At 42.7% G+C, this 17,331-nt stretch carries 13 protein-coding genes; 7 read left to right on the forward strand and 6 right to left on the reverse strand.

Annotated features, from left to right (window positions below; genetic code table 11):
- A complete protein-coding gene (locus tag AB6E08_RS11925) occupies positions 1-693 on the forward strand; it encodes an MOSC domain-containing protein (protein ID WP_065680233.1) in 693 nt (230 codons plus the stop codon).
- 135 nt (positions 694-828) lie between these two features.
- Here AB6E08_RS11925 and AB6E08_RS11930 read toward each other — a convergent pair whose 3' ends face one another.
- Together AB6E08_RS11930 and AB6E08_RS11935 are read right to left on the reverse strand one after the other, a co-directional pair.
- Positions 829-1,545 (reverse strand): 3'-5' exonuclease, encoded by a 717-nt coding sequence (locus AB6E08_RS11930; protein WP_372066383.1) that lies wholly within the window; start codon positions 1,543-1,545, stop codon positions 829-831.
- A 5-nt stretch (positions 1,546-1,550) separates the two neighbouring features.
- The gene (locus AB6E08_RS11935; protein ID WP_009847053.1) at positions 1,551-3,440 is read right to left on the reverse strand and encodes a DUF294 nucleotidyltransferase-like domain-containing protein; all 1,890 of its coding nucleotides are present in this window, start codon (positions 3,438-3,440) and stop codon (positions 1,551-1,553) included.
- A 150-nt stretch (positions 3,441-3,590) separates the two neighbouring features.
- Here AB6E08_RS11935 and AB6E08_RS11940 point away from each other — a divergent pair, with 150 nt between their 5' ends.
- Positions 3,591-4,232, forward strand: a complete 642-nt coding sequence (locus tag AB6E08_RS11940; protein WP_372066380.1) for a hypothetical protein — start codon at positions 3,591-3,593, stop codon at positions 4,230-4,232.
- A gap of 122 nt (positions 4,233-4,354) precedes the next feature.
- Here the strand turns inward: AB6E08_RS11940 and AB6E08_RS11945 are convergent, their stop codons facing one another.
- Complete coding sequence (locus AB6E08_RS11945) at positions 4,355-5,545, reverse strand: amino acid aminotransferase (RefSeq protein WP_372066378.1); 1,191 nt, start codon at positions 5,543-5,545, stop codon at positions 4,355-4,357.
- Between the two features lie 261 nt (positions 5,546-5,806).
- Here AB6E08_RS11945 and AB6E08_RS11950 point away from each other — a divergent pair, with 261 nt between their 5' ends.
- Positions 5,807-8,965 carry an Ig-like domain-containing protein gene (locus AB6E08_RS11950; RefSeq protein ID WP_372066375.1) on the forward strand — a complete coding sequence of 1,053 codons (3,159 nt, stop codon included), beginning with the start codon at positions 5,807-5,809 and terminating at the stop codon, positions 8,963-8,965.
- Between the two features lie 215 nt (positions 8,966-9,180).
- Here AB6E08_RS11950 and AB6E08_RS11955 read toward each other — a convergent pair whose 3' ends face one another.
- Positions 9,181-10,707: an HD-GYP domain-containing protein gene (locus AB6E08_RS11955; protein WP_029222860.1), complete on the reverse strand. Its 1,527-nt coding sequence runs from the start codon at positions 10,705-10,707 to the stop codon at positions 9,181-9,183.
- Positions 10,708-11,005: 298 nt separating this feature from the next.
- Complete coding sequence (locus AB6E08_RS11960; protein WP_009847048.1) at positions 11,006-11,305, reverse strand: hypothetical protein; 300 nt, start codon at positions 11,303-11,305, stop codon at positions 11,006-11,008.
- 220 nt (positions 11,306-11,525) lie between these two features.
- On the opposite strand from AB6E08_RS11960, the gene AB6E08_RS11965 reads away from it, so the two are divergent.
- The 4 genes from AB6E08_RS11965 to AB6E08_RS11980 all read left to right on the forward strand — a co-directional run bounded on the left by AB6E08_RS11965 (position 11,526) and on the right by AB6E08_RS11980 (position 15,523).
- On the forward strand, positions 11,526-12,929 hold the full coding sequence (locus tag AB6E08_RS11965) for a PLP-dependent aminotransferase family protein (protein ID WP_372066371.1): 1,404 nt from the start codon (positions 11,526-11,528) through the stop codon (positions 12,927-12,929).
- A 127-nt stretch (positions 12,930-13,056) separates the two neighbouring features.
- Positions 13,057-13,263 (forward strand): hypothetical protein, encoded by a 207-nt coding sequence (locus AB6E08_RS11970; RefSeq protein WP_004734707.1) that lies wholly within the window; start codon positions 13,057-13,059, stop codon positions 13,261-13,263.
- A gap of 387 nt (positions 13,264-13,650) precedes the next feature.
- A complete protein-coding gene (locus tag AB6E08_RS11975; protein ID WP_372066368.1) occupies positions 13,651-14,361 on the forward strand; it encodes a hypothetical protein in 711 nt (236 codons plus the stop codon).
- Between the two features lies 1 nt (position 14,362).
- Positions 14,363-15,523: a serine protease gene (locus tag AB6E08_RS11980; protein WP_017101478.1), complete on the forward strand. Its 1,161-nt coding sequence runs from the start codon at positions 14,363-14,365 to the stop codon at positions 15,521-15,523.
- 93 nt (positions 15,524-15,616) lie between these two features.
- On the opposite strand, the gene AB6E08_RS11985 is transcribed toward AB6E08_RS11980, so the two are convergent.
- Positions 15,617-16,993 (reverse strand): hypothetical protein, encoded by a 1,377-nt coding sequence (locus tag AB6E08_RS11985; protein ID WP_372066366.1) that lies wholly within the window; start codon positions 16,991-16,993, stop codon positions 15,617-15,619.
- Between the last annotated feature and the right edge of the window lie 338 nt (positions 16,994-17,331).

Here is a 17,331-nt window from a genome sequence, read left to right on the forward strand (position 1 = left end):
ATGAAGAAGTTAGGTACAGTAAACAGTGTTTTGGGCGGTAAGGTTGTTGCTTTTGCTCACGGTACACAGAGTGCTATCAATAAGCAGGTTTTATCTGAGCGCCAATACACCACTGAGCTTGGATTTATTAACGATGAGCAAGGCGACCCTCGCTTTCATGGTGGTATTCAGAAAGCCCTTCATATCTACCCAAGCGAGCACTACTTAATTTGGCAGGAGGAGTTGGGCGACAAAGCAATCTTCCAATCTGAAGGTGCATTTGGTGAGAACATAAGTTCAAGTGGGGTGACTGAAGCTTCCATTTGTTTAAAAGATAAGATTCGAATTGGTTCAACCTTGCTGGAAGTTTCACAAGGTCGTATGCCTTGTTGGAAGCTCAATGTACGATTCGATCAAAATGATATGGCGAAAAGGCTACAAGACACCCTTCGAACTGGCTGGTACTTCCGTGTTTTGGAAGAGGGTGATATCGGCTCCGGCGACGAGATTATCCTGTGTGAAAGACCTTACCCAGAATGGCCGTTAAGCCGGGTTATGGGTGCGGTGTTCACGGGTTGTTTGGATAAACAAGAGCTTAGAGAATTGGCGGAGCTGCCTTTAGTGGAATCTTGGGGCACGCTTGTAGAACGTCGACTTGAAACTGGCGAAGTTGAAGATTGGGAAATGAGATTGGTTGGCCCGACAGCCGAGTAGACTTTCTCTTCAGGCGCAAAAAAAAATCATGCGAAAAAGAAAAATGCTCACAATCTAGATGATGTGAGCGTTTTTAATTTTGAAGTGTGCACTATTAACTATTAGTCAGTAACTAACAGCGACTAGTTTATCTAGCTATAACCAGAAATCTTTAACAGGCATATCAGGGCTAAAATGGTGCGCAATCTGTGCTTGTAGAAGCTCCGCTGTCGCAATCGCATCAGTTAACGCATGATGCGGAGTATAGTCAGGCAAGTGGTATCTACGACGGCTCTGACCAAGCCTTACTGACGCAGGCTTCTTACCTTTTAGCTTATTCCATAGACCGCCGGCCAGTTTGTTTTGGATTTGAGATTCAATCTCGAGCGTGTCGAGGATTGGAAACTCAATTCCTTCACCTAATCTGACCTTCAACGCGTTATCCAAGAAATCACGCTCGATGCGGCGATAATGAACGACTGGGATATGGCCGCCCATTGATTCTAAGATCTCATCTAATACTTCACTTAAGTCTGGCGCATCAATGATGTCGTTGTGAGTGATGCCATGGATAACAACCGAGTCTTCTTCCAATTTCTGCTTTGGTCTCAGGGTCCAGTGCTTGGCTTGTCTTAGGTAGATTCGATTTAGCGTAAACGGAACTAGACCAATGGTAATGATGCCATCTTTGTTTGGGTTTAAACCCGTTGTCTCAAAGTCGACAGCTAAGAAAGTCACTTCTGATAATGGCGTATCAGGTGCAGGAAGAGGCTGGCTATAAAATTGCTTCAAGCGTTCATCTCTCGCTCGTTCGAGCTTCTGAGCAAACTTAAATGGCCAATCAACCGCTGGGGATCTGAATAGTTTGTTCATAGCGCCTACTTAAACTTATTGCTGGCTTGATAACGGAACTTAAGAAAGTTCTGTGCATTGCTTAATATTTGGAATGCATCCTTTAGATTACGTCGCTCGAAGTCAGAAAGGTTCTCTGGTTCGATGTTGTTATCCGGTTCGATGTTGTTGTCGACATCGTGTGCTTGGTGGCGAATACGAACTAAGGAGATAAATTCCATCGCATCTTTCAAGTCTTGAGCTCGACCTTTTGGCAAAATACCTGCGTCGATAATGTCATCTAAACGTTCGAATGAGTTCTTAGAGCGAGATGCGACTGCTAAAGAGTGAACACGGATTAGATCGGCAAGTGGTGCGGTACCACGACGTTTAAGATTGATCGAGTTGTTATGACGACCATCTTTCTCCATTACGAAATCTTTAAAGAAACCCAGAGGCGGTGTTCGGTTGAGTGCGTTACGAGCAAGACACGCCAAGAAACGGTTGTTCTTACGCGCACGTCTTACAATAAAACTATTTAACTGTTCTGCCCATTTTAAGCGGCCATAAACACCATCTAAATCAAAGAAGATAGAGGCGTTCAGTAGTGCTTTCGGGTTTGGATCATCAATCCAATCAGCGAAGCATTCTTCCCATTGTCGACGTGTCATACGCCAAGTTGGGTTAGTGGCCATGATGTCACCGGTACAGTACACATAGCCACATTGGTCTAAGCCATCACAAATGAAGGTCGACAGCTCTTCAAAGTACTTACCGTGCTTTTTCTCATCGTAGGTATCATCAAGAATAATGGCGTTATCTTGGTCAGTAACGAGCAGCTGCTCATCACGCCCCATCGAGCCGAGCGCGAGGAAACAATAAGGGATCGGCGCTTTACCGAGTTTATCTTCGGCTAGTTCAATAATTCGTTGTTTAAAGCTACGGCCAATTACCGACATTGCGGTACCCACCATGTGGGCGTTGGCGTCTTCGTTAACCAAGCGCACAAAGCTGTCTTTTACTTGCTCAGAAAGGACTTTAAGATCTTCGATGCTTTGCTGTTGGAAGATGCTGCTTACCAATAACAGCGAGTTTTGAGATTCGTAACGTACAATATCGGTCGCTTCAATAATACCAATAGGCTTCTTATCTTTTAGTACTGGTAGGTGATGCACGTTGTAGCGAAGCATGGTCATCATGGCTTCGTAGACATAGGCATTATGATCGAGCGAGATAACCTCTGCTGTCATTACACTTGATACTTCATCCGATGGATCGAGTCCTTCTGCTAAAACTCGGGTACACAGATCACGGTCGGTAATGATGCCAATAACGGGCGTCGAATCGTCTTCATCATCTTCAACAATATCCGGGTCGATGATCAGCAAAGATGAAACATTATCTTGTGCCATCATGGTAGCAGCTTGTTGGATGGTTCGTGTTTTTTCGATCATTGGCGCTTCGCTAGTCAGCAGCGTCTTTACCTTTGACGTGGTTAGATCGTTAGCGTCGTTGCTGTCTGAGTTAGCCTGACGCAGTCGCGCATTATCTTCTACTTCGACAAAGTCAGCGAATGAATCATAGTTGTCGTAGAGTTCTTGGAAAATAGGTTCAGGGATACAGTAGAGTAGGGTGTCTTCTGTTGCTTTTACCGGGAAGCGAACTTTATTGTTGGTGAGTAGCCCCATTTGGCCAAATAAGTGTCCCTCATCCAGCCGGTTATAGAGCTCACCTTTACGACGATAGACTTCTACTTCGCCGCTTCGAACAATGTAAAGGTCGTTAATCTGATCACCAAAGTGAATGATAGGGGTATCTTGGCGGTAATAAGAAATTTCGACGCTACTGGTCACTTTCGCCAACATCTCCTCTGGGAGTTCTGTGAAAGGGGGGTATTGTGCCAGAAAGTTTTGAATCTCTAATAACTCAGCATCCATAATGATCATCCATTGGTTTGTATGATTTCATGGTACAACATTTGATAATATTTTGCCGTCACAAATCAATCTGTGAGCTAAAACCTTTTTAAAGTCTTAGGGATAGACTAATCTTTCAAATAATAGGGTGACAGTTAAAGGATGATAGGAATGCCGAAGTGGAAACTTAGTTTAGTGTCTGCAATTTTTATGTTTTCTTCAAGTTCGTGGGCCGAAACTCACCGTGTGGATATTCTTGATTATGACCATATATACGCCACCGCTCATTCGGGAAGTTTGAATGAAGATGCAGGCAGCAATAACAATGCATCATCTTATGGATTAGGTATCAGCTATGCGATATCGGATGATTGGCTATTGTTGGGTGACTACAGTGCTCGTTTCATTCACCCAGATGAATCAACAACTCGAATGGATACCCTTATGCCGGGCATTGGGTACCGTTACAGTATTAAGCGAGATCTAGATATAGTGGCTTACTACCTGCTTGGTATTACTAAGGGGGAAGTCGAAGATAATGGAACTAACATTACTCGCTCGTCAGACACGGAGTTTATCCAAGGGATAAAAGCCGAACTCAACTATGGCTTTGCGAAACGTTGGATTGCTAACGGTAGTGTGCAAGTGAACCGAAGTGACTTGTTTGATGAAGAAATTTACCACGTGGGTTTACGTTATCTCGTGACCAACAAGTTTGCGATTGGTGGCTCTTATCAACACAGAAATGGCGAAGGTAAGATTCGTAGTGAACGCACTAACGAGCTAGGTGTAGAGTTCTTCCTAGAGTATTAGTTAGCGATATATAGACTAAGCGTCTTAAAAACTGACATATAAAGGAGACAGACACAAAAAAGCCAGCTTAATAGCTGGCTTTTGCATATCTATTGGTCTGCAAGTGCAGGTTTCTTTTTCGATTAAAGAACCGCAGCGATACCTTTACATAGAGGACCCATATTTGACTTCGTCATGCCCGCTACGCTGATACGGCCAGAACCGACAATGTAGATAGCGAATTCGTCTTTCAGGCGAGTTACTTGCTCTTTGCTTAAACCAGAGAAAGAGAACATGCCGTTTTGGCGCTCGATGAATGTGAAGTCTGCATCAACACCTTCAGATTTCAGTGTCGTTACGAATAGCTCGCGCATCTCTTGGATACGGTCACGCATTTCTGCTACTTCTGCTTCCCATTCAGCACGTAGATCAGCATCACCAAGGATGTGAGTAACGACAGCACTGCCGTGCGCTGGTGGGTTAGAGTAGATAGAGCGGATGATGCTCTTAACTTGAGAGAACGCTGTTGTTGCTACGTCTGCAGATTCTGCAACCAGAGTGAATGCACCCACACGCTCGTTGTACAAGCCGAAGTTCTTAGAGAACGAGCTAGCAACAAGAATCTCTTTGCTGTATTGAGCAAAAATGCGCAGGCCAGCTGCATCTTCTTCAACACCTTTAGCAAAACCTTGGTAGGCAAAATCGAATAGAGGAAGCAGTTTCTTCTCAGCAACTAGCTTAGCAAGTACTTCCCACTCTTCAGTTGTTGGGTCGATGCCTGTTGGGTTATGACAGCAGCCGTGAAGAAGAACGATGTCGCCTTCAGAAGCTTTCTCTAGGTCAGCAACCATGCCTGCGAAGTCTTTGTCTTTGGTTTCAGCGTTGTAGTAGCTGTATTGAGCGGTTTCGATACCGGCAGCAGCGAAAACGCCGTTGTGGTTAGCCCAAGTTGGGTTACTGATCCAGATTTTCACGTCACCCAGTTGGCGCTTGATGAATTCACCCGCTACGCGAAGTGCACCTGTACCACCTGGAGCTTGTGCTGTTTTAGCGCGTTGAGACGTTACGATCTCTGCATCTGAACCGAAAAGCAGTTTCTGAACCGCTAGACCGTATTCAGCGGTACCTTCAATCGTTAGGTAAGATTTGGTTTTTTCGTTTTCAAGAAGTGCAGCTTCTGCTTTCTTTACTGTTTTAAGTACTGGCGTTTGACCATCTTCATTTTTGTAGATGCCAACACCAAGGTTAATTTTCTCTTCACGAGAGTCTTTTTTAAATTCTTCAGTAAGGCCGAGAATAGGATCGGCGGGAGCTGCTAACACTTTTTCAAACATAATCTTCATCCATGTCAATTGAGAGGGAGGTAATAATAACTCCAGTATTTATACCTTTCATATAAGGTTGATACAACTCAAAACCTAGAATTTATTAAAACGATTTATAACTAACAGTTTCGAAAATTTGATTTAAGGGATTTTTCGGCATTTCCATTTGAAACGACTGTACGTTGGCGTTGTTTTGTTCAACGTAATTCATTGCTATTACTATGGTTTTTATTCATCTTTAGACTGGTCGATATAAGGGAACCACATAGAATGAATAAAATACTGAGTCTATGTTTTGTGGTACTAGCGGTAGTCATGGCTGGTGGGTGCAAAGATAGCAAAAACGAAGGCCATAAACCTATGGTCTACAACCCTACGAAAGCATCACCCCCAGATCTTTCAGTGGCAATTACGGTTAATGGTAAAAAGCGTACGTTAGAGCTCCATCGTTACTCGATCAGAGAGCCCGATATGAAAGTATATCTTTGGGATCACCGTATTAATGGGAATGCACCATCCAGTACTATTAATACGCCAGCGATTCGTGTTTATCGTGGTGTTGATACCAGTGATGAGAATACGCAAGTTATTGCCGCACTGACCAGTAAAAATAAACTCTATGTGACAGCGTTCCGTGGTAGTCAAAGAGTATGGACAATTGAAAAAGCGGACATCATAAGCGGTCTTTCCGCTAAGAAGCTAACAGCAACAGCTCAAAACTTAGCTTCGGTTACGCCGCAGTCTGCAATTTTAGACAACATGCAAAAAGCAATTAAAACCGTAGATGAGCACCCGAGTGCACCAACATCGGGTTTAGATAACTTAATTGCTAAAGACAAAACGCAAGTTCAGCTGCACAAAGTAAAAGTGGCAGTTCATGTCTCTTACCAAGCGTTTGTTCAAGAAGCGGATAGCAACTTGGATGATGCGATGGTGCTCGTCGACTACTACATTAACTTGGTTGATTATGTTTTGAGTCGAGATGCTTTGTTACGTTTCTCTGTCAATGATGTGTTGATAGAAACTTGGGGCTATCTGGACGACCATTACCAAACTTGTAAAAAAAGCGCTTCTCATGACGCTTGTAAGACTTGGGGGTACCAACACGAGAATGAACCCATTAGAGTCGCTGCTATAAAATGGTGGGATGAACAAAGAAAAACGCGAGGTTGGGACCTTAAACATAGAATGTTGTGGCTGAAAGGTAACTGGATTCTAGGTGTAAACTTCGGAAGTATTGTTCGCTCTCCAGGTGACATCATTGGTGCTGATGGCGTTGTATTGCATGAAACCGCGCACTACTTAGGCACAGGGCATAGTACTTCTGCTGAAGGCCACGGAATTCAAGGTGGTGAAGCGCACGTTGACGATATCAATTTCAATATTTATAAAAATAACCGTCTAAGAAGAAATCTTGTTGGACCTGCGGATTACCCTCTGCCTCCTTCGGCTAAAATTGACCACTTTAGTGTAAAACGTGATAGCACGACGGCATTAGATGTCATGAAAAATGACGTAGATGCTAATGGCGATAAGATTTCTATCCACAACGTTGATAAATACTCGGCACAAGGTGCTGAGCTCAGTATCACAAATGGGAAAGTCACCTATAAAGCACCAAAAGGCTTTATTGGTGAGGATGAGTTCCACTACATCATTACTGATGGCAAGAAACTGTTCGATCGTGACGTTGTTCATGTCAAGGTTACGACTCCAGATCTATATGCTCGTTTCGATTTTGAAGACGCACCTGTTGATGACTTATGGATGGTGAACGCTCAAACAGGATTGGCAGGACAAGTTGCTGTTGTAAAAGAGTCGAGTAAGCAGGAAGTTTCTGAAGTTTGGGTTAACCAAGGTTACGCGAATTCGAAAACACTAAAACTAGGTGCTTACGAGTCAGTAAAATCTAACTTACTAGAGAACGATGTTCAGGAATCTTATAAGTATAAGTTCCACTACGGACATGATTTCGATTTCGGTGAAGACGATTTTACTTTGTCACTCAAAGTGAAACCTAAAGTCAAGCTAGAACATCCAATTGATCTCGTTAGTAAGGGCATTTGGGTTGATGGGTTCCAACTTAAGTTAACGAACGAAGGAACACTAGAGTGGTTCATGATTTCGCGTCAACTTGCTGCTTATGCGGGTGGAAGTGACCTTAGAAAGGTGTCTGTTACAACCAAAGAGGCACTTAACCTCAGTCAATGGAATACTGTCGCAGTGCGTGTTGATCGTACCACTCAAAAAGTTTCTATTTGGGTTAATGGAAAGCAAGCTACGCTAGTTAACAACTACAGTCGCAGTAAAGAAGAAAGCGATGATATGGAGTTGGCTGATGGTTATGCGGGTGTTTGGGGGGCGGGTAGCCGTTTGTCTGCGGGCACAAGCCAAGGGTTGATCATTTCTAAGCCTTGGATGGATGCAGGCAAAGATGCTACAGCTAATATAAAGTCTGAGCAAAAAGCAGGTAATATCTTGGTTGATAATATCGAGATGCGCTCATTTGCTTTGTCTGATGGTGACATGGTGGCGCTTGCTAATGATAGCTTAAAGTATGCGTATACACCGCGACCATATAATGGACAATCGTTCCCATTCAAGGGTAACCATAAGCTCACTTGGAAAGTATCTAAATCAAGTGCTTACAAAGTGTATACCAGTACAGATAATAGCACTTGGTTAGAAGTTCAATCAGGTGCTAGTTCTGCTGCTTCAGGTTCGCACACTGTCAATCTAGACCCAGCAAGCGATGTTTTATATTGGCGCATTGATTTTGATGGTAAAACCGGAAAAGTATGGTCTGTTCGTAACTCACTCAAAACGGGTATTCAGAACTTATCTTTCAGTTATGCTGAAGCAAACTCTGGTGCTAATTACCCTCAATGTACAGTCACTAAGAATGGGGATTGTCTGTTTGGTTGGGATGATGGCAATACAACTGACCAATTTAATCATAGTTGGACACAAAACCCTGCCGATATCACTAACTGGGAAGGTCACCTCTACCTTGGTGGTGAAGATAAAAAGCCTGAAGTGTCAGTTACAGCTGAAAGCGGACAAAGCTGGAAGGCCATTCGTTTTAGAGCCGCTGTTATTGGAAAAGGCTGGACTGGTGCTCAAGACGTACCAAAAGGTACGCTTAAATTATTCGCGAATGGCACTGAAGTATGGAAGGCATATAGCGTTGGTGACAATATTATTGATGGCGCGTTAGCAAAATCAGGGAATCAGTGGTCTAGCTTACCTTCTATCGGTTCTTCTTCAGTCAGTGTACCTAGAGGCACTAAGGTAGGCCGCTACGGTATTCACCAAGTTGATTTACCAGACGATACCACGACCCTAAAATGGGTATATGAAGTAGAAAATCTGGATAGTAAAGGGAAGAACCCAGGTGTAGCTCTTGGTGGTGTGCAACTACTAAGATAGTGTTTCTTCTAAACCAAAAAAACCAGCATATATATGCTGGTTTTTTATAGAATCTTACTCAGTCACTCTTCCTGTTTCGCTTAACTTAACACTCGAATGAAGCTGACTCAAAAAATCACTCTGCGATCTAACCTATATAACTATTGTCGGCTGTGTAGCACCCAATAACTTACTGTTACCGGTATAGCCTGTATAGTTAGTGGTTTTCGAAAAGACTAAGCAGGTTGAGCAACAAAGCTTTCTCGTTCAAGTTCACTTTGCATGTTTTTTCCATCCTTGTAGGTCGCGGCAATTGAAACGAACTCTTGTTCGACGGCCAGAAAAGCTTGGACAACTTGCGGATCAAAATGGGTCCCATTACCTTCCAAGATAATCTGTTTCGCTTGCTCATGAGTAAAGGCTGGCTTGTAGACTCGCTTCGATATTAATGCGTCATAAACATCGGCCAATGCCATTAAGCGGCCGGACAGAGGGATATCTTCCCCAGACAGCTGGTTGGGATAACCGCTGCCGTTCCATTTCTCGTGGTGAGTGAGAGAAATCTCTTTCGCGACTCTTAAGAAAGAACTGCTTCCCAATTGCTTTTCTGCAATAGATAACGCTTCGGCGCCAATAGCAGGGTGACCTTTCATTATCTCAAACTCTTCATCCGTCAGTTTGCCCGGTTTTAGCAGCACACTGTCAGGTACTCCAACCTTACCTACATCATGCAGTGGGGCAGATTTATAAAGCAGCTCGATATAGTTGGGTGTTAATAAGATCGCGTGAGCTTCAGATTTGCTGAGCTCCAGTGCGAGTACCTTTACGTATTCTTGAGTTCGTAAAATATGGGCGCCAGTTTCATTGTCTCGAGATTCAGCAAGCGCAGATAAGCTCACAATCGCAACGTCACGTGTGGTTTTGACTTCGTGTTGCGCGTTTTCGAGGCTATCAAGCATGGTATTGGTCATAGATGCTATTGACCCAAGCTCGTTGTAGCTGAATATAGGTAAGCGAACGCCTTGCTCACCATTAGTTACTTTACTTAATGCGTGCTCTTGGCTTAGAAGAATACGTTTAATCAGCTGGCTCCATAGAGTCATGATGGTTATCGCGTATCCACCTAGTACAACCGCCAAATAAATGAACTCTTTGATCACGCTGATCTTGCCCGTACCATCTAGCAAACGACCGGGGTTGTGTTCTAGCCAGAAGATGTCTTTGACGGCCACCATAGTCAGCATGGTGGTCAGTGTTACCAGAAGCACGATGACCAAACCAATCATTTGTTTAACCAGTGAACTTCTTTCACCCATCAGGTGGAAGTCAAATTGCCCAGTCATCTCCATTTCATCTATTTGGCTAAGCTTCGCTTTCAGTTGAAGAATGGTACCGGTAAAGAAACCGAATAGACTCATGCCAAACAGCACTTTCAAGTTACTGTCTATCGTGAAGTCGTAGCTTAGGTTGTAGTAGAGCGCGAAAGGAATACTCGCGGCAAAGAACAACATAGTATCGAGTTGTGCAAATCGACCTTGTTTGACTAAGGTGTGTTGCGATAGCAAATAATGACGCGCTAGCCACAATAAGATAAAGACACTACTGACTTGGGTGAAAATTTCTAACGTCGTTAAGCTTTCGAGCATCGGGCATACCCGACTGCCGTAGGTGCCAAATAGCACGCCAGCGATGACGTATAATTGAGTCGTTAGCGATTGATTGTAATTTGAAGTATCCATCGATAAGCCTTTGTTCATTTTCATCTTAAGGTCTCGCAACTATTCCTAAGTTTACGAATACGTATTTTGTGTATTAATTCACGAGGTTGGTAGGTATGTATGGCTAGTATAGCGAGTGTGAATAAGGTCGGGGATTCTATCGATAGCTTTTGTTGAATGATACAAAAAATTGGTTTGTGTTAGATAATTGTTAGCTATATGGGTGTTATTACGGCAGTTTTTATGAAGACACTTGAATAGTCCCGGTTGAAATACGAGACTATTCAGTCGATATATTTGAGTAAAGTCGAGAGTGATTGACGACTACTTACCTCTAATCAAATTACTTTTTCAGATTGATTTCAGATTCAATTGAGTTGGTTTCAATGTCTGGGTGAGATGCTAGTTTGTCTGATGCCCATTGGTTTAGGTGTTTCAGAATAGCAGACACCGCGTGTTTCTCAGTTGGTGCTTGGTCTTGATCGACGTCGATCTCCTGTTTTGGATGTGAGCCTGTTGCATCTTCAGCGATATGGAGCCAGTCTGGGTGCCAGTAATATGGCTGGCCACTCGGTGTTGTCCAACTATGAACACCGTTTGACTCTCCTTTATAACTTAACTGGTCTGCTTCTATTTTTTTCATTTTTATCTCGCATGTTTTTTGGATTACATCAAATTATAGAGGCGTAGAACGAACTTGGCTCTCGCCTTGGTTACAAACTTAGCAAAGCATACAAAGTTATCTGTGAACCAATTCACACTATTATAGAAATTAGGCTCAATCATATGGATAGCAGCAATAGTTGTTAACGTTAGTGATAAAATCTCAGGCTTATTAGAATTTCTCTAGGTAGTACAATTAGATGGCGCGTTATGAAGAGCTTGCAAAGGATATTCGAACTCAGATAGCGAACAACACGTGGCGTTCAGGAGAAAAGATCCCTTCCGTCCGCATGAGTTGTCGCAATTACAGCGTCAGCAATAGTACTGTCTTACAAGCCTACCAATTGTTAGAAAGCGAAGGGTGGATCATCGCTAAGCCTCAGTCGGGCTACTTTGTTGCACCACGTGTGGACGGCGTTGATTATGAACAGCCGTTAGTACACAAAAAGAAAGCCATTAATGATCGCTTATTCGACTTTTTGAAATCGAGTTCGGCAGAGGGGGTTATTCCTTTTGGATCAGCATTCCCAGATCCTGACCTTTTTCCTTTGCCTACCTTGACTCGAAACCTCGCCAGTGCGGGAAGGAAGATGACAGGTGCTAGTGTGATCAATAATCTGCCACCGGGCAGTGAGTCCCTAAGAAGACAAATCGCTCAACGTTACCTGCAGCAAGGTATTACCGTTAACCATCAAGATATCGTGATTACTTCTGGTGCGATGGAAGCGCTTAACTTGAGCCTTCAAACTGTAACCAAGCCCGGTGACTACGTTGTGATTGAATCTCCCGCTTTCTATGGTGCTCTGCAAGCTGTCGAGAGGTTAGGACTCAACCCTATCGAAGTGGTTGTTTGTCCAATCAATGGATTGAATATTGAGCAGTTTGAAAGCGCACTACAAAACCAGGATGTGAAAGCGTGTTGGCTGATGACGACGTTTCAAAACCCGACAGGGACAAGTTTGTCTGAAGATGCGAAGCGCCTTGTGGTAGAAATTGCAGAGCAAAATGAAACCTACATTATCGAAGATGATGTTTACGGCGACCTATATTTCGAAGGGCATAAACCTAAACCGCTAAAAGCATTTGATAAAACAGACTCAGTGTTGCTATGCGGCTCTTACTCTAAGAGTTTATGTCCTGGCTATCGTGTTGGTTGGGTGGTGAGTTCGCGTTTTAATGATGCGATTCAAAAACTTCAGCTTCTTTCTACGCTGTCGAGTAGTGCTCCTGTGCAGCTTGGCGTCGCGCACTTCTTGACACACGAAAGCTACGACAATCACCTTCGTAAATTGCGTAAAAATCTTCTAATGAGAAAAAAGCGATTTATAGAGGTCATTAAGCAATATTTCCCACATTCCATCGAGATAGAAGACCCTGCTGGTGGTTACTTCGTGTGGGTACGGTTCTCTCCTCACTTCGATAGCCAACAATTCCATCAACTCGCAATTGCTCAGGGGATCAGCGTCGCTTCAGGCGATCTGTTTAGTGAGCAGGGCAGAGTAGATAACGCGATTAGATTGAACTTCTCTTATGAACTCACAGCAGAGAAAGAGCAAGCGCTGCTCTTACTTGGTAAACTTGCGCATCAACTTACGCACTCGTAAAACCGTAAGTCACTCATAAAAAAGATAATGATTCCAACTGTACGGACTGATTCCGATGCAACTGTACGCCTTCTTGACCAACGAGTTGTGATTCAATATCGATAGACCAAATATTGGAGATACCGTTATGTTGAAAATGACTATGGGTAACGAAGTTAAGTTGATTATCGTTGCTATTGTGTGTGCACTTCTGTTAATCCTCGGCCACGTACTACTGGCAAAAGCATTCGCTGATATGGCATGGGCAGAATACACGACTGCCGCCATCCCATTCGTTATGATGGCAATCTGCGGTCTCGCGATAAAATACGCTATCGACCAAGATGTCGACTAAGTTTTTGAGTACACAAAAATGATCTTTCAGAGCCCCTCCATGATTTGGTGGGGCTTTTTCGTTGTATACATGAAACGAACTTGCATAGGTATCGCTGTTATCGTCGTGAAATAAAAATTCTTAATGACATACAATTACTATCCATACCTGTTGTAAGCATATGTAAGGAGCGTCGAGTCACTACTTGGAAAGTAAATCACCTTTAGTCAAAAGCTTGGCAAACGCCATTTATCATCATTAACTATTGGTATGGTTGGGTTTATAGTTATTCGTGCCAACTATCAGTCGGTGAGGTTTGAATCGTGATGAACAAAGCCCTTACAGCACCTTACATTTTCAACTTATCTTTAGCCTACAATTACTTGGAACTAATACTGAGGCGAAAAAATGAGATTAAAATGTGCAAAATTGAACCTCTGCAAGTTGGCATTGCTAACAACCAATGCAGCGGCCAGTGAGGTTGAGGTCGATTTAAATAAATTAAGTAATGTTTCAGAAATTGGTACAGATACTTTGTCGATCGCTAGTGAGTTCATCGGTTATGAACTTAATGATGGCAAGTATCGTTACGCAAGAGACGTTGACTTGAACGGTTTAGATTGGGTTTTCTTGTATGGAGAGCATCAAAGAAAAGATAAACCCAATAGTGCTTTAATTGGTGACGTAAACGTTATTGGTGAATTACGACAAGTTTCTAATTCAGAGACCAAAAACGCAATTGGTAACCGTTATTACTGGCAGGGTGGTGATTCTACAGATTACAACCAAGAGCTAGCTTTTTCTGGTTTACTTGTCGGCACTAGTGGTTTCTCTTTTGACGTTCAGCCAGGTAAAGGCGGGCGATTTTCTGTAGAGCTTTATACACACAATTGGCTCTCTTCTGCTGATGTAACCGCATGTGTTAAAAAGCAATGTATCACTATTAAAAATGATATCTCCTTTCACATGACCAGTGTCAAAAATACGATAGTTTTCGAATCCCAATCTCCTGATGATATCGTCGAAATCACTTATACACGTCAACATAGACAGTTCGACTTTGAAGCTAGACAGGGTTACCACGCTATTGAAGCTATCCAATTGAGAGAGGCTCAGTAACATGAAAAAAATTATTTTGGTATCAGCGATCGTTGCTACTTTTTCAGCGCAGGCGGGCATAGGCAAGATGGATCGCTCGGTTACTCAACACAAAGCGTTTGCCTTACAAACTCAATTTGATTTTGCTTGCCACATGAATGCAGGGTCGGCCACTTTAATCGACCCGTATTGGGTTATCACAGCAAATCATGTGTCAGGTTCAAAAAGTGAAGGATATGAAAATGCGGTAACTTGTTCTTCTTATGAAAAAGATAAGAATGGTAAGTACAATGTTGTTCATACGTCACGTGCGACTACTGACCCTGATGGTGAGTGGGGGGAGTATGAATTTACCGATGGTATTTACGACTTCGCTTTGGTGCGCTTAGATACGCCTATCACCGGTATCAAGCCGGCGAAGTTGCCCGAGAAAGGGATGTTTGATCATTCAGAAGTCTATGAAGTAAATAGCGTTGGCTTTGGCAACTATAACGGACGTAATGGCGGCAAAAAGTTTGTTAAGTACAACGACACAGACAAAAAATGGTTAGCTGAGTACAAATATGACCCAGTGATCATGCCTCAAAGTAACTTGCAGTGGTTAATTATCCATGGGGATTCAGGCTCTGGTATCACGATTGAGAGAGATGGTGAGTTTTATATTATTGGGGAGATAGGGCTTCAATATTATGGTGAGCTTGGTTGGCAAGATACCTTCGATGATGTTTTGGGAAGATTGGATTCATTACAAAGTGACATGCAAGAGCATGGTTTTAGCTATACGAAACCTGTAAATCTTGCTGATGTAAAATGGACACCGACGACCCAGAATGACATTGAAGATCTTCACGCGTTTTACAGCTACTGGAAAGCGGGAAGTATGGACTTCAATGCGACTTACTGGACGGCGGATGGTGGTATTTATAACACCGCTTATGCGATAGAAGGGGAAAAGTACACTTTTGAAACAGTGATACCTGTAAATTCTAAAGCGCCTGCATTTGATGTGTTTGTTAATGGTCGTCAGGTCGCTCATAACATTAAAGCGGACAAAGAAAGTCTGTTTTTGAAAGTGAATGCATTTGAACAGAAAGGCGATCAGTTAGTCATTGAATTTAAGCCTCTTCAAAGTACAGGTGAAAAAATTATGCTCGATCACTTTTTGGTGCGCAAGGCTGACTAATTTAGTCTGGACAGCTTAAATGAAACTTAAGCAGAATAAATAAAGATGAAGCCCTACAGTGTTAAGTAGGGCTTCTTTTTGCAATGTGTAAAATTACTTAGTAATTAGCGTACTTTGCTTAGCATTGAATTCAAAGTTCGAAGTCTTAGTAATGGAGTTCTTTACTGAGGGAGTTCCACCAATTAAGGGTGTTTTTGTCGTTCGCTTGTAATTCACCAATTGTACCACGTCACCTTGAAGGCGGCTTTCTGTACAGTTTGCAATCGTTACTAAGTGACCTGATGAATTCGCTGCGCTATCCATTTTGCAATGGTTTATTTTATTTGTTGAAGAGGCTTTGGTTAGAGAAAACTCTTCACTTCCTACGGTAACTTTGACATCACTTCTATTTAATACGACTTGAACACTTGTTGTTGTGTCTTCGACGCCATAGTCTTGTATCGTCAAGCCAGTTTCAATTAAAGGTTTAGCTTGGATCTTATACTTACTATTGGAGCTGTAAGATGAATGAATTACATCTTTGTTTGAGTTATAGATCGTCGCAGGTTTGTCTGACGTGGCTGCGAAGACGTAAGATTTCGTTACGGGGTCGAGTTTCCCATTGAGCTTTATGTAAGTGATTAACTCGTCTCTATTTGATACATTGAAATGCTTAAATAGAAGTGTGGAGACATGGTCGAGCACATAGACACTGCTTCTCACGTGGTTTTCAACGGCTACAGCTTTCAGGCTATCGCTCACAACGTCCAGCAGGTTGTTGTTCAAAAGGCTGTTTTTAGGAGTGTAATTTGCTCTAAGGTCTTTTGAAATATTTGTCATTACAGATGCTAAGCCATACTTAGATACTTCAGCAGGAGTCATATAATGCATTCCTTGAGCCGGAGCAGCTTTCAGTGTAAACCAGTAGAAGCCGCTCGGATCTGGTAATCCCATCTTTTTATAATAATCAATGTAGGGTTTATGCTCACTATGACCAACAGGCAATGAAGCCCCTTGTAAAGACCCTTGTGCCCATGAGTGAACGCCTAATCGAGCACCTGGTTCAATCGTTCTTTTCACACCCGCAGCGAAAAGGTCAGTTCCCCCCGAAGCGACATGTCCAATAGAGCTAATGTACGTGTCTAATTTTTTCGCTCTTACTTTGTACGCTAGTTGAATGTTGGCATCATCATTCATAGAGCCACCCATATCGATGAAGTTCAGCGTTTTTGTATTCGGGTGAGCTTTCATCATATCGTCAAATGCTTTGGGGCTACCACTACATGCAACGCCATTGACACTCGCTATTGTACCCTTAATCTTGAAGGTTAAGGCTGTATCCCCTTGTAAGGGTTGCGAACATTTAGAGATAAATACCACTGGCTTTTGCGTTGGCTTAACTGTTGGTTTTTTCGCGGGAGTCGATGAGCCTCCTCCGCCACATCCGGTTACAGTGATTAGTAGAGCTGCAGATAAAATGCTTGTTTTCATTGGGGTCCCTAAAAATTTATATTCACAAATTAATTAGTAAGAAGAATAATTTATACAGGACATCAATACTGTATGACTTTGTCAGGTGTTCATTACATAAAATTACAGTGCTTAACTATATGATTTTGGTTTGTTGATTTGTTGATTTGTTGATTTGTTGATTTGTTATCTTCACGTCTAACCGCTTTTGAATCGAGAATACGCAGGAGAATTTGTGGGTGGGGAAGGGAGGTTGTGGGTAACGGAAATAATCTCGGGGAATAAAAAAACCTCCGTATATACGGTAATGCCGTTCACTTAAGAGTGAACGGCATTTTTGTTCTTAGCATACCGTTGTG

This window comes from Vibrio sp. 10N.247.310.24, assembly GCF_041467175.1.
GTDB lineage: Bacteria > Pseudomonadota > Gammaproteobacteria > Enterobacterales > Vibrionaceae > Vibrio > Vibrio tasmaniensis_A.

What these genes read in the sequence shown, in the direction of transcription:
- AB6E08_RS11980 (WP_017101478.1), top strand. Translation starts at nt 14,363, where the DNA reads ATGAAAAAAATTATTTTGGTATCAGCGATCGTTGCTACTTTTTCAGCG.
- AB6E08_RS11955 (WP_029222860.1), bottom strand. Translation starts at nt 10,707, where the DNA reads ATGAAAATGAACAAAGGCTTATCGATGGATACTTCAAATTACAATCAA.
- AB6E08_RS11945 (WP_372066378.1), bottom strand. Translation starts at nt 5,545, where the DNA reads ATGTTTGAAAAAGTGTTAGCAGCTCCCGCCGATCCTATTCTCGGCCTT.
- AB6E08_RS11940 (WP_372066380.1), top strand. Translation starts at nt 3,591, where the DNA reads ATGCCGAAGTGGAAACTTAGTTTAGTGTCTGCAATTTTTATGTTTTCT.
- AB6E08_RS11985 (WP_372066366.1), bottom strand. Translation starts at nt 16,993, where the DNA reads ATGAAAACAAGCATTTTATCTGCAGCTCTACTAATCACTGTAACCGGA.
- AB6E08_RS11925 (WP_065680233.1), top strand. Translation starts at nt 1, where the DNA reads ATGAAGAAGTTAGGTACAGTAAACAGTGTTTTGGGCGGTAAGGTTGTT.
- AB6E08_RS11965 (WP_372066371.1), top strand. Translation starts at nt 11,526, where the DNA reads ATGGCGCGTTATGAAGAGCTTGCAAAGGATATTCGAACTCAGATAGCG.
- AB6E08_RS11960 (WP_009847048.1), bottom strand. Translation starts at nt 11,305, where the DNA reads ATGAAAAAAATAGAAGCAGACCAGTTAAGTTATAAAGGAGAGTCAAAC.
- AB6E08_RS11935 (WP_009847053.1), bottom strand. Translation starts at nt 3,440, where the DNA reads ATGGATGCTGAGTTATTAGAGATTCAAAACTTTCTGGCACAATACCCC.
- AB6E08_RS11975 (WP_372066368.1), top strand. Translation starts at nt 13,651, where the DNA reads ATGAGATTAAAATGTGCAAAATTGAACCTCTGCAAGTTGGCATTGCTA.
- AB6E08_RS11950 (WP_372066375.1), top strand. Translation starts at nt 5,807, where the DNA reads ATGAATAAAATACTGAGTCTATGTTTTGTGGTACTAGCGGTAGTCATG.
- AB6E08_RS11970 (WP_004734707.1), top strand. Translation starts at nt 13,057, where the DNA reads ATGTTGAAAATGACTATGGGTAACGAAGTTAAGTTGATTATCGTTGCT.
- AB6E08_RS11930 (WP_372066383.1), bottom strand. Translation starts at nt 1,545, where the DNA reads ATGAACAAACTATTCAGATCCCCAGCGGTTGATTGGCCATTTAAGTTT.